The sequence below is a fragment of the Paraburkholderia sp. genome (assembly GCF_026225065.1).
Taxonomy (GTDB): Bacteria; Pseudomonadota; Gammaproteobacteria; order Burkholderiales; family Burkholderiaceae; genus Paraburkholderia.
The window spans coordinates 43,821-56,789 of sequence record NZ_JAMFSB010000044.1 but is presented as its reverse complement, the minus strand read 5'-3'; the positions used below and the strand labels follow the sequence as shown (position 1 = coordinate 56,789).

The following is a 12,969-nucleotide window of genomic DNA, read 5'->3' as shown; positions in this document are numbered from 1 at the left end:
GGTCATTCTCAGCGAGGCGGAGGCGCTCGGTGTACGGCGCGGCTGGGCGCGGCTGCAGGCGGCGAGCCTCGCGTACCAGGTCGAAATCGAAGCAGGTAACGGGCGCGTCGAGCAGGCCGGGCAATGTCTGGAACGTCTCGCCACGCTCGCATGTGAAAAGCGGGCGGCGAGCGCCAGTGGTAGCAGCGCTGCCCTCGAGATCGTGCGGTTTCATACCATCGCGCGGGCGCACGTCGCTTTGGCCCGCTCGCCCGGTACCGTCGATGTTGCGTCATTGCGGCAGGCTCATTTCGACACGGTACGGCGCGGCGGTCTGTATGCGGCGGTGCCCGTTGCACTACTGCTTGTCGAGGCCTTGCTCGTGACGGGTCAACGCGCCGAAGCCGTCGAGGTATTGGTCAATCTGCTCAAGCTCGCGCCATCGGTCGGTCTGCATCAAACGCTCGTCGATTGCCGCGTGCGCGTCGCGGAGCTGATCGAGGCGATCGTGCAACGGCGGATCGGGTCCGTGCATGACGCAGGCGAATTGCTGCCTTATGCGGGCTTGTTGCTGGTGCACCGGCAGCGCGGCGCGCGCCAGGCCATTGAGCCATTCGCGGCGCGACGTCCGAACGCGGCCGCGGGACTGAGCGAACGCGAGCGCCTGATCGTCGACCTGATGGGACGAGGCCTGTCCAACAAGCAGATCGCGGTCGAACTGTGCATCGCGCCTGAGACCGTGAAATCGCACGCGAAGCATCTCTATACTAAGCTGTCGGTCAGAAACCGGACCGAGGCGGTCACGCTCGCCACCCGCCTTGGCCTGATCCAGATCCCGAGGAATTTTCCGGCTTGAACGCAGACTTGCACATCCACTCGTCGTTTCAGTTTCCCGGCTTTCAGCTTGATTTGTCCAATCAATGTCTGTGGCGACTGGATCCGGCGCAAGCTGCTACCCGTATCGACCTCCCGCCCAAGACCTTCGCTGTGTTGCGCCATCTGGTGAAACACGCGCAGCAGTTGATGTCGTTCTACACGCTCCTCGAAGCGGTGTGGCCCGACGTGCATGTGCAGCCCGAAGTGCTGAAAGGACATGTCGCTGCGATCCGTCGCGCGCTGGGTGACGATGCGGGCCGGCCGCGCTATGTTGAAACGCATCGTGGGCAGGGTTATCGCTTCATCGCGCCGGTCGGCAATCTCGCCATGGGTGGCGAGTCGGGCTTCTTTGCGCGCAGAGCGGAGCGTTTCGTGGGCCGCGCGCCGCAACTGGATGCCTTGCTGGCGGCACACCTGCGTGTCGAGGCTGGCACGCGGCAGATCGTGTTCATCACAGGCGAGGCGGGTATCGGCAAGACAGCGCTCGTCGACGAGTTCCTCGCCGCGGCAGCCCAGGACACGCGGGTGCTGGGAGGCGGGTGTGTCGAAGGCTATGGCGGCACCGAACCGTATTATCCGGTGCTCGAAGCGCTCGGCCGCCTCTGCCGCGCAGCAGGCGGCGAACAGGTCAAGGCGGCGCTCGTCTCGATCGCGCCTACCTGGGCCATCCTGATGCCGTCCTACGTGCCCGCGGATATCCTCGATTCCTTGCTCGCCCGGACGATCGGCGCCGGGCGCGAACGCATGATGCGCGAAATCTGCGACCTGCTGCAGGCGCTGGCGAGAGAACGCCCGCTGTTGCTCGTGCTGGACGATCTGCACTGGGCGGACTTTTCGACCATCGACATGCTGTCCGCGCTTGCTCAGCTCGAGGGATCGCTGCGGCTCATGATCGTGGCCATTTACCGTAACGACGACGTCTCGTCCGTCCGGCATCCGGTGATGAAACTCAATTACACGCTACTGCTTCGTGGCGCGTGCGAGGTGGTCGAGCTTGCGCCGCTCAAGCCCGATTCGGTCGGCGCCTGGCTCATGCATGGTGCGAGCCTGAACCCGCTCGACGAGGAGTTGGCGCATCTGGTCGCCGAACGCTCGGGTGGCAATCCGTTGTTCATGCAGGCGATTCTCGAGCATCTATACGAGCATGGCCTGGCGATCAGGACGGCTGACGGATGGCATCAGACGGCGAGCGCCGCGCAGTTGCGCGAGGCGCTTCCGCGCACGATCGTGCAGGTCATCGAAATGCGAATCCGGCGGCTGGCTGCCAAGGCGCAACGCACGCTTGAGGCGGCGAGCGTGGCCGGACTGACGTTTGCGCCGGCGGCAACGGCCGAAGCAGTCGCGATGAGCGTCGAGGCGTTCGAGGAACAGTGTGACAACCTCGCTCGCCAGGGCCAGTTCATCCGCCGCGCCGGTGTCCAGAGCTTGCCCGATGGCACCAGCGCGCAACTGTTCAGCTTTACGCATGCGCTGGTCCGCAGCGTCTTCTATGACCGCCAGGGGCTGACGCGGCGATCGAGGTCGCACCGGCTGATTGGCGAGCGTCTCGAGAGCCTGTTTCCGGCAGGGCAACGTGCCAGTCTCTCGGCGGAGCTCTGCTGGCATTTTGCCGATGCGCAGCAATGGGATAAGGCGCTCGACTATGTACGCACCGCCTTGCAAACCGCCAAGGTTCGCTGTGCATATCGCGAAGCGCTCGCCGCGCTCGATCAGGCCGATACGCTGCTCGCACGCCTGCCGGCCGACTTGCGCGCGTTGCGCCGCGTCGAGTTTGTCGAAGCGCGCGCGGCGCTGTATGCGGCCGCCCATGACCGGCAGGCGATCGACGCATACCGGGCGCTGCACGAACAGGCTACGCGGCTCGGCAAGATCGAAGTGCAACTGCGCGCGCTGCTCGGTCTCTCGTACGTCCTGAGCTGGGACGATCAGGCTCGCTCGGTGGAATGCCTCGACGATGCGCTCAGACTCAGTGTGTCTTATCCGGACCGGCGCGTCAGCGCGTCGACGCAGATCGCGTGCAATGTGCGACGTATCTGGACGCAAGGCTGGAACGCGGCCGATGCGCAGCAATTCAGCGACGCGCTCGCCACCTTGCGCGAGGTAGGCGATCCGGTGTCCATTGCTCAAGCGCAGATGGAGCACTGCATGCTGATGATGGTGTCGACGCAGTACCGCAAAGCGCTGCAGACCACGCAAGCGAGCTATCGGGTGTTGTACGACCACGCGGTGGGCTCTCCAGGCTTCGATATTGCACGCGCAATGTGGATGATGCGTCTGGGTGTGCCGTGGGCGTACCTGTCGCTTGGCGAACTAGGACGCTCGCTCGACGAATTCGACCGTGGCATCCGGCAGTATCACGACAACGGCAACTACTTCGCGGCACGCACGCTGCAGGTCTATCGCGGCTGGCTGCTGGTTCATACGATGGACTTCGAGACTGTCCTCGAACTCGACCGTCAGTTCAGGCAGGCGGCGGATCGGCCTGGGTCCGACGACGAGGCCCGTGAACGCGCTGCATTCCTGCCGCCGCAGCAGCGCGTCTGGACCATTCTCTCCGGGCTGGCTCATGCAGGACTGGGTGAAACCGTCGCTGCCGCAGCGCGTTTTGCCGAAGCAGAACGGCAGATGGAGCGTGAGCCGATCATGTTCGACTGGTACTGGCGACTGGCGCTCGAATGGGGATGCGCCGACCTCGCGATGGCGGAAGGCGATCACGATACGGCGCAATATCGTGCGCGCCGCTTTCTCGAACGCGCGCTTGCCACCGAAGAACGGACCTGGCACGCGCTCGCGTGGGAAACAATGGCACGAGCATCGTTGGGCGAGGGCCATTTGCAGAACGCCAAGGTCCAGCTGGAAGCCGCGTTTTCGGTGACCGTAGGCTTCGAGACGCCGCTCGCGAACTGGCGTTTGCAGCGCACCGCCATGTGGCTGCATGAAGCGCGCGGCGACACGCAGCATATGGCGGCAGCGCAGCAGCGTTACGTCGAATCGCGTGCCCATCTGGCCAGCTCGATCCCGAGGGACGCGGGTTTCGGCCGGCGCCTCGCGGAGCCGGTCGAGGGCTAATCCCCGGCGTCGAGCGTGGCGCGCAGACGATGCCCGGTAGGCAAGCTTGCCGCGAGCGCCGCTTTTTTGGAAGCCGCGAGTTCGGCGTGGCGCTCGGCGGTTTGCGCATCGCCGCTCAAGCGGTAGGTCTCGCTCGCCGTGCGATGGATGCGCCAGTCCGCGAGCGGGGTCTGGAAATGCTGCGTGGCAACGAGCGCTTTTTCCACATAACGCACGGCGTCCGGCAGCGCGCCAAAACGCAGCGCGACGCGGGCCTGGATCTCCCACGACAAACCTTGCCACGTGCGCTCCTCCGTAGCGGTCGCCGCCTTGACCAGACGCGCGGCGTGCGTCATCGCTTCGTCGAGATCGCCCTGCATTAGCGCAAGGCTCGCGAGTCCCCATTCGAGCGCGAGCCGCCAGTACCAGTCGAAAATCACCGGCTCGTTATCCATGCGCTGCATGACATCGAGCAAATGCACGCGCGCCGTACAGGTGTCGCCGAGACCGAGATAAGCCAGTCCCTTCAGGAGAATGGCGAGCCGCTGTTCGGCGGGAAGGGTCGAGCAGCGCACAGCGGTGCCGGCCAGCGTTTCCGCGAGAACCTGGCTGCAGGACTCGAGCATCGCGTCGAAGTCCAGCGCATGGAATTGCACCCAGCAGCGATACAGCGTGAGTGTATCGGCGCCGTATTGATTGCCGTTGGTGGCGTACATCGCAATCGCCCGGTCGAACTCCTGGTGCGCGCGACCAAGCTCGCCCAGATACAACAGCGTCCAGGGCACGCCGAGATTGACCATCCATGTGGCGCGCGCCATGTTGAACTCGGGCCGGTTCTCATCGTTGTCGACGAGGAACCGGTAGTTCGCAAGAATGTTGTCCTGGGCCTGCTGATACTGCGCGGACACCATCAGCACCATGCTGTATTCGCACTGCGACCAGGCGGTCGTGAACGGATCGTCGCCGTTGCCCAAGGGCTCCAGCGCCGCTTCGCACTGACGGATGTCGTCGGCACGCCAGCCGCGCACCCACATTCTCCAGACATAACAACTGATGCGGGTGCGCGCCTGCTGTTGCAGATTCGTCTGCCGCTCGCTCAGCACCAGCGCTTCGTCGATGATCCGGCTGCTGCGCAACTGATCGCGCCAGCTATAGGCGTAAGCGAGGCTCAGCAACGCGCGGCTCTGGATATCGATCAGACCGAGTTGCGCGGCACGCCTCGCCAGTTGTTCGCAGGTCTCGAGCGCACGCCGGTCATGCGCGGCGGTAAAGACTGACGCACGCCCCTCGAGAAACTCAGCCTCGGCCGCGGCCCGTGCTTCGTGCGGCAAGTTAGCGGCCAGCATCATGGCCCGATCGAGGATAGCGAGTGCGTCGTTGTACGCGAGACGCTTCTTCGCGGTCTGGATGGCGATCCGCAGATACCCCAGCGCACGCGACCATTGCTTGGCCGCCGCGAAATGCTGGGCCAGCTCCGCCGCGACGCTGCCGTGCTCTTCTGGAGCGCTGCGCGCTTCGAGTTCCTCGGCAATCCGCAGATGCGAATGAGCGGTACGCAGGGCGCCCTGACGCTCGTAGAAGGTTTGCCGGTACATCGTATGGCGGAATGCGTAGGTGCGTGCCGTGATCATGCGATCAAGCGGCGCAGGCGCTTCACGACGGATGAAGCTCTCCTGGCGGCACAGCGCTTCGCACGTCTCCTCGATACTTTCCTGGCTTAGCTGGGCCGCTGGAGCGACAAGCGTCGCATCGAAGCTGAGTCCCGCCACGCTCGCGGCTTCCAGCACGCGTTGTTGATTGCCCGTCAGCCGCTGGATACGATGCTCGATCACCTGGCTTAGTGTCAGCGGCACTTCGAGCCGCACTTCCGACGGAGAAAGATGCAGCTTCCACCCCTCAGGGGTGGACTGCGCGATGCCTTGTGCGACCAGATGATCGAGCGTCGCCACCATGAAGAGAGGGTTCCCGCCGGAGTGCTCGCAAACGAGTTGCGCCAGGCCGTTCTCGCGAGCGTTCTGCGCCTTGCCTTCGAGGTACTCGGCGATGGCGCTTTCGGTCAGAGGCTCGAGCACGATGTCGTGGCAAAGCTTCTGCAAACCGAGGTCGTGGTTCAGGCGGCACAGTGGATGCTGAGCGAACTCCGCATCCTCAGGGCGATAGGTGACCACGACCATCAAGCGCGCATGGGTGCGATGACGGGCGAGGGCAGAAAGCATGTCGACCGTCGAATAATCCGACCAATGAAGGTCCTCGAAGACGAGGGCGAGCGGCGTTTGCGCCGAGAGAGCGGCGAAGAATTCGCAGATCTCGCGCAGCATACGGCCACTGACCGCGCCGACCAGTTGCCGCTGTAACTGCGCGCGATGCCGCTCCGGCACCGAACCGGGAAGCTGCGCGGCCCAGGTGGGGGCTATCGAGATTAGACTGCGCATGATGGCGGCGCCTGCGTCGCCGCGCACCAGTTGGGTCAGCGCCTCGAGCACGGGGTAATACGGCTCGGTGCCGCCATAACCCTCCACACAGCGCCCGAGCGATGTCAGCACGTCGCCGCGGCCGTCGAGCGATTCGAGGAACTGGTTGACGAGCGTGGTCTTGCCGATGCCCGGTTCGCCGGCGACGAACACAATCCGCGATTCGCCTGCGCAAGCTTCGTCGAATAGCGTTTTGAGCTTGTTCAACTGCGGGGTGCGTCCGACGAAAGTGCCGTCAGCCGGTTTCTCGGCATTATCCGTGGCGTTGACTGGCGTGCGGGCCAGCAGTGGGGCGATGAAACGGTAGCCGCGGCCGCGCAGCGTTTCGATGAAGCGGGGGTTGGCCGGATCGTCGCCGAGCGCAGCGCGTATGGACAGCATGTGCCCCTTCAGCACTTCCGGTTGCACCGTGACGTTTTGCCAGAGCGCGTCGAGAAACTCGTCGTGCGTCACGAGACGGCCAGCGTTGTCGACCAGGTACTGAAGCATGTCATACGCACGGGGCCTGAGATTGAGCCGGGAATGGCCCCCGTCTGGCGTCGCTTGCCAGACACACTGGTTGGCCCGGTCGAGCCGGAAAGGCGGGAATTCGCTCACTTTTGTCTCCGACCGCACGGCCCATTCATTCTTGCAATCCTATATGAAGCGCGATGGTCGCCTCGGTGCGCTGGGTCTGGCGCGGATTTCATCACGGCAAGGCAATCGACCACTGAGTCATGGCGAGCCCTGGCGTCTTCGGCAGGCGTTAACGTAGTTTTAAACATTTGGCCGATTCTATACCGGCAAAATGACTGCGAAAACCTTCGATGTACCGGCACGGACAACTGCCTTGCGTGACGCTTTCAAACGGCCATTTCGCCCCCCGATCGGGGGATAGGACACGGTAGCGCCTTCGAGAATAATGGGTTATCGCGACTGCAGTCTCTCCCATCGAGGACGAAACGAAATGCTTAAAGCGTTTTCAGTTCCTGTTACGCCGCAAGGACAATCCGCACTTGCGACGATGCCGCCGTGGCACTATTCGAGCGACTGTATGGCCATCGAATACTGGGCCGACCCGAAGGCCATCGCGGCCGTGCTGCCGAAAGGCGTGAGCGTGGACGAGAAGTCGGGAGGGCGCGCCTTCTTCTGGTTTCTGGACTGGCAGTTCACGGCGTCAAACGACGAATTGACAGACCCGGCCCGCTATCAGTACCGCGAGGCATTCGTTCTGGTCGAGGCGGTATTCGACGGCGTGCCGGTCAACTATTGCCCGTATATCTTCGTCGACAACGATGCCGCTATCGCCCGTGGATGGGCGCAGGGCTTCCCGAAGAAACTCGCGAGCGTCTATCAGACCCGTAGTTTCTCCGCGCCGAGTGCAGCGGCCGCGCCGCTTGCCAAGGGAAGCCGCTTCGGCGCGAGTGTCTCGGCGCACGGCGAACGGCTGGCGACGGCCCGTATCCAGCTAGAGGCGCCTGTCGCAGACCCAACGACCGTGTTCAACCGGCCGACGACCATGCGCCGCTACTTTCCCCAGCTTGCCGCCGGAGTTCAGGACAAACCACCCGTCGATGAACTGACCATGTCGCTCACGGACAATCTGGCGATCGTCGATGTTTGGACCGGATCCGCGGAGCTGAAACTTCCCGAGGTCGCCGGCGAGGAAATGCACCTGATCGCTCCGCTGCGCGTTGGCCGCGGTTATCGGCTGGGGATGTCGTACTCGGTGACGGATCTGCGGATTCTGAAGAACTACGTCGAGTGACGGGTTGGAAACGTCAGGACAGGAGTAGCCTCAATGCCGCTTTATACCTTGGTGACTCAGGATGGCGTACTCAGCAGCGAGGCCAAGACGCGGCTCGCGGTCGACCTGACGGAGCTACACGCTTCCTGTTCGGGTGTGCCGAAGAACTGGGTGCATGTGGTGTTTCAGGAGTATCCGGCCGGTAACGGCTTTACTGCCGGAGAAACGGCGGCCACCGCCGCGCTGACGCTTCTGATCCGGACCGGTCGTACACCTGAATACAAGCGGGAACTGATCCAGCGTCTCTGGAAGCTGTTTCAGACCGCGACCGGCGCACCCGATGACCAGATTGTCATCGGCATTCAGGAACTGCTTCCAAGTCAGGCAATGGAGATGGGGAAGATCATGCCGGAGGTCGCGAACGAATGAGGCACGGCGCCCAGGGTCGCATGATCATTCGAGCCAGGGCAGCGCCCGCGGCGAAACGATAAACGTCGTAAGCTTTTCGTCGGGCTGGGTCCACACCAGCCCGAACTGCATCGAATCCGCATTCGGCAGCGTGAAAACGTGCGGTCCTTCGAGGAACTGGCCGTCCCATCCAAACGCTCTCGCGGCCTCGGTCGCGGCCTCGTATTCGGAATCGACAAGCTGAAGCGAGAACTTGCCGCCGTCCGCCTCCACCAGTTCCCTGATGCGTTCGAGCGTCGGCATCCAGTTGAAAGCACTGGCCGGCCGGGGCATTGTGTACACGCGCCATGTCATCGTGGCTATCCTCAAATCAGGTATTCATGAGCCGGCCCGGCGTTCGCCAGGCGAGGGCGTTTCCTGGTTGACGGCAAAAAAGTCAAATTCTTGACAATGGGTTTCACGGACAGGGACGTGGAGCACGGCTAAGGAATTCCTTACGGAGAATTCCGTATCGGCCTAATTCAATATCTGGGAGTCCTGACGGCGCTACCGGCGCAGCGTGTCTAGTATCGACTTGTGGCGATTGCTTGTGTCTGTACGAAGCGCCGTGCTCTCACAGTAGAGCCGATCCGGCCGGTACCACGGGGGTGGTTGAAATGAATCAGGACACGCAAGGCTTGATACACGAGATGAATTTCGCCTATCTTCTGCTGATCCAGCGCCTGCTTGCAGAAGACAGGAGCACGGCTATGAGCACCCTTGGCGTGTCGCCCGAGGTGGCCGATGTTCTGGTGACGCTCTCGCTCCAGGAGCTTACGAAGCTCGCCGCGGTGTCGCAGATACTGTGCTCGTTCCGCTTCAATGATCATACGGTGCTGTCGGCGCTGACATATAGCCAGGTTGAAGCGGCCGCGATGACACGCACGTCGTCGGGGACTGCCTCAAGCCACGCCGAGGTCGGTACACATCAGGCGTAACCGCTGGCGTACTGGCTCATGATGTCGAGGTTGCCAAGGTGTTCGCGCGGAATCTCGTCGCCGACCTGGCCACGCCGGATCACCAGCACCCGCTGCGACACCGCGGCGATGAAATCCAGATTCTGTTCGACCAGCACGATGGTGAGCTGGCTGCGTTCGCGCAACAGCACCAGGGTCTCGGCGATCTCGTCGATGATCGACGGTTGGATGCCCTCGGTCGGTTCATCGAGCAGTAACAGGCTGGGATTGCCGGCCAGCGCGCGGGCAAGGGCCAGTAACTGCTGCTCGCCGCCCGACAGCGATCCGCCGGTGCGGTCTAGCAAGGGCTTGAGGCGAGGGAAATCGGCCAGCAGCCGTTCGAGCGCATCCACCGGACGCTGGCCTGTCTTCAGGAGTCCGAGGCGAAGATTGTCCAGCGTGCTCAACGCGGGGAAGATCTCGCGGCCCTGCGGCACGTAGGCCATTCCGCGTCGCGCTCGCGCGTGGGGCGCCGCGCGCGTCACGTCGGTGCCATCGAAACGGATCGTGCCCGAGGTCGCCGGCAACGCTCCGATCAGACAGCGCAGCAAAGTGGTTTTGCCCATGCCGTTGTGGCCGAGAATGCCGATCGATTCCCCACTGGCGATCGACAGCGACACGTCGTAGAGCACCGGGATCGAGCCATAGCCGGCGCATAGATCGACAACTTCGAGCATCATCGCACTCCGCTCATTGCGGCTTTTTGCCAAGATAGATCTGCTGGATCAGCGGGTCGCTCATGATGCGATCCGGCGCGCCTTCGCGGATGATGGCGCCCTGGTGCAGCACCGTGACTGTCCGCGCAATCTTGCGGATAAAACTCATGTCATGCTCGACCACGACAAGCGCGTGTCGCTGGTTTATCTCGAGGATCAGCTCCGCGGTGCGCGTGACCTCGGCATCGCTCATGCCGGCCGCAGGCTCGTCGAGCAGGATCAACGGCGGGTCCGGTGCAATCACCACCGCCAGCTCGACCCACTGGCGCTGTCCGTGCGCAAGCAGGCCGACCGTCGCATCGCGGTACGCCAGCATGCCGACGCGCTCGAGCGTCACCCGTGTGACGCGTTCTGTCTGTTGCGGCGTGTTCACCCGGCGTGCGGCGAGCCAGACGTTCTCCCACACACTGAGCCCGTTGAAGAGGCTCGGCACCTGGGTCTTGATGCCAATGCCAAGCCGTGCCGGCTGATGCGGCTGCATGTTCGAGATGTCCTGACCACGAAACAGGATCTGTCCCGACGTGGGCTTCACCTGGCCTGTGAGCAGTTTGAAGAAGGTGCTTTTGCCGGCGCCGTTCGGCCCGATCACGCAGCGAAGTTCCGCTTCCGCCAAGGTGAAATTGACGTCGCGGGTCGCGTGGACACCGCCGAAGCGTACGTTCAGATCACGGGTCTCGAGAAGCGGTGTCATCGCACGGCTTCTCCATGCGGATCGAGCTTTGCGGCTTGATCGATCTTTGCTGCCTGCGTCCCGGCGTCCGGGTCTTCCTTCACGGCGGCGTTGACGTTGGCCATATCGCGCTGACGGCGCAAGCGCGATACGAGCGCGGCGCCGAGCGAACCCAGGCTTGGCACGATCCCCTTGGGCACCATCAAGACGAAGACCACGAGAATGGCGCCGAGGACCAGGTTGGAGTTGATGGTCTGCTGGGTGCCGATCTGCGTGGTCAGCCACTGGATGGCGATGCAGCCCACTACCGGACCCACTAAAGTGCCGAGGCCGCCGACGATCACCCAGATGATGATCTGCGCCGATTGCGCGAGACTGAATACGGTAGGACTGGTAAAGGCGCCCCAGTTGGCGAACAGGCACCCGGCCAGTCCAGCAATAGCTGCGCCGAGCACGAACGTGAACAGCTTGTAGGCGCGGGCATCGTAACCGAGCAGCAAGAGACGCTGCTCGTTTTCCTTGCTGGCGACGATGACCCGGCCCGGCTTCGTGGCGAGCAGCGCCCTCAGCAACAGATAGACCAGCAGCAGCGCGCCGAGCGACAGCTCGAACAGGCCACGCGGCCCGATCGTGTCGTCGATGTTACCGGGCGTGTTCAGCGGTGCGATACCCGGTATGCCGTTGAAGCCGCCCAACGGGGCAGTGCCGATTTTCCACTCCGGCCCCGCGGTGGAGTTGATCAGGTTGAACAGAATCAGCGTCACGGTCAGCGTGATGACGCCCATATAGACGTCGGACAGCCGCCCATAGAAGATCAGGTACCCGAGGATGGCGGCGAACGCGGCAGGCACCACGATGGCCAGCACGAAGGGCACGGTGCTGTCGCCGAGGTTGGTCACCGCAATCGCGTAGGTATAGGCGCCTAGCCCGAAGAAGGCGGACTGCCCGAAACACAGAATGCCGCCGTAGCCCCAGATAAACGCGAGGCTGATGGCGAGGATCGACATCACCACGTAGACGGTGGCCTGCACTAGGGCGAAGTCGTCGAGCACGTGCGGTAGCACGAACAGCAGCGCCAGCCCCAGTGCAACGGTCAGCGCAGCGCTTGCCCACGACCGCGAGAAACGCTGCAGCGCGTCAGGCCCCTGCGCCGACCGGCTGGATTGCGCAGGCCTCGTCACAGCGACCCCTTGAAGAAGCGGCCGGTAATGCCTTGCGGCAGAAGCCGCAACATGATGATTGCGCCGACCAGCAGTGCGACTTCGCCGAACACCGGCGTCGAGGCAAAGGTGGCGATCTGGTTGATCGCACCGAACAGCGTCGACGCGCTGACGAGGCCGACGACAATCGCCGGGCCACCGCCGATCACGGTAATGAACGCCTTGGCGATAAACGCGCCGCCCATCGTCGGCACGACGCCGGTCAGCGGTGCCAGCAGGCCACCCGCAAAGCCGGACAAGGCCGCACCGACCGCAAAGGTGGCGGAATACACGAGGCTCGGGTTGATGCCCAGCGCGTCGGCCATCTGCGGATTCTGCATGGTGCCGCGCGCGATCAGGCCAAGGGATGTATGCAGCAAGACCCAGCGCAAGACGAGCGCCAGCAGCGCGCCGACAACGATGATCACGAGCGTATAGCTGCTGACCGAGTAAGCGCCAATCGTAAAGTTGCCAAGCGGAGCGGACACCCCGGCGGTTGTATTGCCGGCGATCGACGTCACCGCGCCGATCAGCAGCAGCGACAAGCCCCACGTGGCAAGCATCGTATCGATCATGCGGCCATACAGGCGACGGATGAAAACCCGCTCCAGTACGATGCCGATCAGGCCCACCGTCAGCGGCGCGACGACGAAGATCGCCACCCACAGATTGATGCCGAGGCGCATCGCTTCAATGGTCGCGTACGCCCCAAGCATCATGAACTCGCCGTGCGCGAGGTTGATCACCTTCATCATCCCGAAGATGACCGCGAGCCCGGACGAGATGACGATCAGGCTCGAGATCGCATACAGGATCTGAATCAGGACGATCGCGGCAAGATCCATCAACGGCTCCTTCGGACGGCGCGGGGGCGCTTCGCA

At 63.4% G+C, this 12,969-nt stretch carries 11 protein-coding genes; 5 read left to right on the top strand and 6 right to left on the bottom strand.

The genetic code is table 11. From position 1 onward, the window contains the following. Both M0954_RS03425 and M0954_RS03420 read left to right on the top strand, forming a co-directional pair. The coding region (locus M0954_RS03425; protein ID WP_297351653.1) for a LuxR C-terminal-related transcriptional regulator at nucleotides 1–835 on the top strand (835 nt) is incomplete at its 5' end. Beyond that, the gene (locus tag M0954_RS03420) at nucleotides 832–3,924 is read left to right on the top strand and encodes an AAA family ATPase (protein WP_297351651.1); all 3,093 of its coding nucleotides are present in this window, start codon (nucleotides 832–834) and stop codon (nucleotides 3,922–3,924) included. The genes M0954_RS03425 and M0954_RS03420, both read left to right, overlap by 4 nt. Here M0954_RS03420 and M0954_RS03415 read toward each other — a convergent pair. Beyond that, nucleotides 3,921–6,971: an AAA family ATPase gene (locus M0954_RS03415; protein WP_297351649.1), complete on the bottom strand. Its 3,051-nt coding sequence runs from the start codon at nucleotides 6,969–6,971 to the stop codon at nucleotides 3,921–3,923. The genes M0954_RS03420 and M0954_RS03415 overlap by 4 nt on opposite strands. Nucleotides 6,972–7,320: 349 nt before the next feature. On the opposite strand from M0954_RS03415, the gene M0954_RS03410 reads away from it, so the two are divergent. Both M0954_RS03410 and M0954_RS03405 read left to right on the top strand, forming a co-directional pair. Next, nucleotides 7,321–8,121, top strand: coding sequence for an acetoacetate decarboxylase family protein (locus M0954_RS03410; protein WP_297351647.1), 801 nt, complete (start codon nucleotides 7,321–7,323; stop codon nucleotides 8,119–8,121). A gap of 33 nt (nucleotides 8,122–8,154) precedes the next feature. Then, nucleotides 8,155–8,529: a tautomerase family protein gene (locus M0954_RS03405; RefSeq protein ID WP_122155983.1), complete on the top strand. Its 375-nt coding sequence runs from the start codon at nucleotides 8,155–8,157 to the stop codon at nucleotides 8,527–8,529. A gap of 24 nt (nucleotides 8,530–8,553) precedes the next feature. Here M0954_RS03405 and M0954_RS03400 read toward each other — a convergent pair whose 3' ends face one another. Continuing rightward, nucleotides 8,554–8,862 carry a hypothetical protein gene (locus tag M0954_RS03400; protein WP_074268421.1) on the bottom strand — a complete coding sequence of 103 codons (309 nt, stop codon included), beginning with the start codon at nucleotides 8,860–8,862 and terminating at the stop codon, nucleotides 8,554–8,556. Nucleotides 8,863–9,164: 302 nt separating this feature from the next. Between M0954_RS03400 and M0954_RS03395 the strand changes: the two genes are divergently transcribed. Beyond that, nucleotides 9,165–9,485: a flagellar transcriptional regulator FlhD gene (locus M0954_RS03395; RefSeq protein ID WP_122155982.1), complete on the top strand. Its 321-nt coding sequence runs from the start codon at nucleotides 9,165–9,167 to the stop codon at nucleotides 9,483–9,485. Here the strand turns inward: M0954_RS03395 and M0954_RS03390 are convergent. The 4 genes from M0954_RS03390 to M0954_RS03375 are packed head-to-tail and all read right to left on the bottom strand — an operon-like array spanning nucleotide 9,476 to nucleotide 12,933. After that, complete coding sequence (locus tag M0954_RS03390; RefSeq protein ID WP_297351645.1) at nucleotides 9,476–10,183, bottom strand: ABC transporter ATP-binding protein; 708 nt, start codon at nucleotides 10,181–10,183, stop codon at nucleotides 9,476–9,478. The genes M0954_RS03395 and M0954_RS03390 overlap by 10 nt on opposite strands. Nucleotides 10,184–10,193: 10 nt before the next feature. Further along, nucleotides 10,194–10,910 carry an ABC transporter ATP-binding protein gene (locus M0954_RS03385; protein WP_122155981.1) on the bottom strand — a complete coding sequence of 239 codons (717 nt, stop codon included), beginning with the start codon at nucleotides 10,908–10,910 and terminating at the stop codon, nucleotides 10,194–10,196. After that, nucleotides 10,907–12,070 (bottom strand): branched-chain amino acid ABC transporter permease, encoded by a 1,164-nt coding sequence (locus M0954_RS03380; protein WP_122155980.1) that lies wholly within the window; start codon nucleotides 12,068–12,070, stop codon nucleotides 10,907–10,909. Before M0954_RS03380 ends, M0954_RS03385 begins: the two co-directional genes overlap by 4 nt. Further along, a complete protein-coding gene (locus M0954_RS03375; RefSeq protein WP_123387235.1) occupies nucleotides 12,067–12,933 on the bottom strand; it encodes a branched-chain amino acid ABC transporter permease in 867 nt (288 codons plus the stop codon). Before M0954_RS03375 ends, M0954_RS03380 begins: the two co-directional genes overlap by 4 nt. Nucleotides 12,934–12,969 lie beyond the last annotated feature (36 nt).

Coding starts and splice junctions, on each gene's coding strand:
- M0954_RS03395 (WP_122155982.1), top strand. CDS start 9,165: ATGAATCAGGACACGCAAGGCTTGATACACGAGATGAATTTCGCCTAT.
- M0954_RS03405 (WP_122155983.1), top strand. CDS start 8,155: ATGCCGCTTTATACCTTGGTGACTCAGGATGGCGTACTCAGCAGCGAG.
- M0954_RS03410 (WP_297351647.1), top strand. CDS start 7,321: ATGCTTAAAGCGTTTTCAGTTCCTGTTACGCCGCAAGGACAATCCGCA.
- M0954_RS03385 (WP_122155981.1), bottom strand. CDS start 10,910: ATGACACCGCTTCTCGAGACCCGTGATCTGAACGTACGCTTCGGCGGT.
- M0954_RS03375 (WP_123387235.1), bottom strand. CDS start 12,933: ATGGATCTTGCCGCGATCGTCCTGATTCAGATCCTGTATGCGATCTCG.
- M0954_RS03390 (WP_297351645.1), bottom strand. CDS start 10,183: ATGATGCTCGAAGTTGTCGATCTATGCGCCGGCTATGGCTCGATCCCG.
- M0954_RS03400 (WP_074268421.1), bottom strand. CDS start 8,862: ATGACATGGCGCGTGTACACAATGCCCCGGCCGGCCAGTGCTTTCAAC.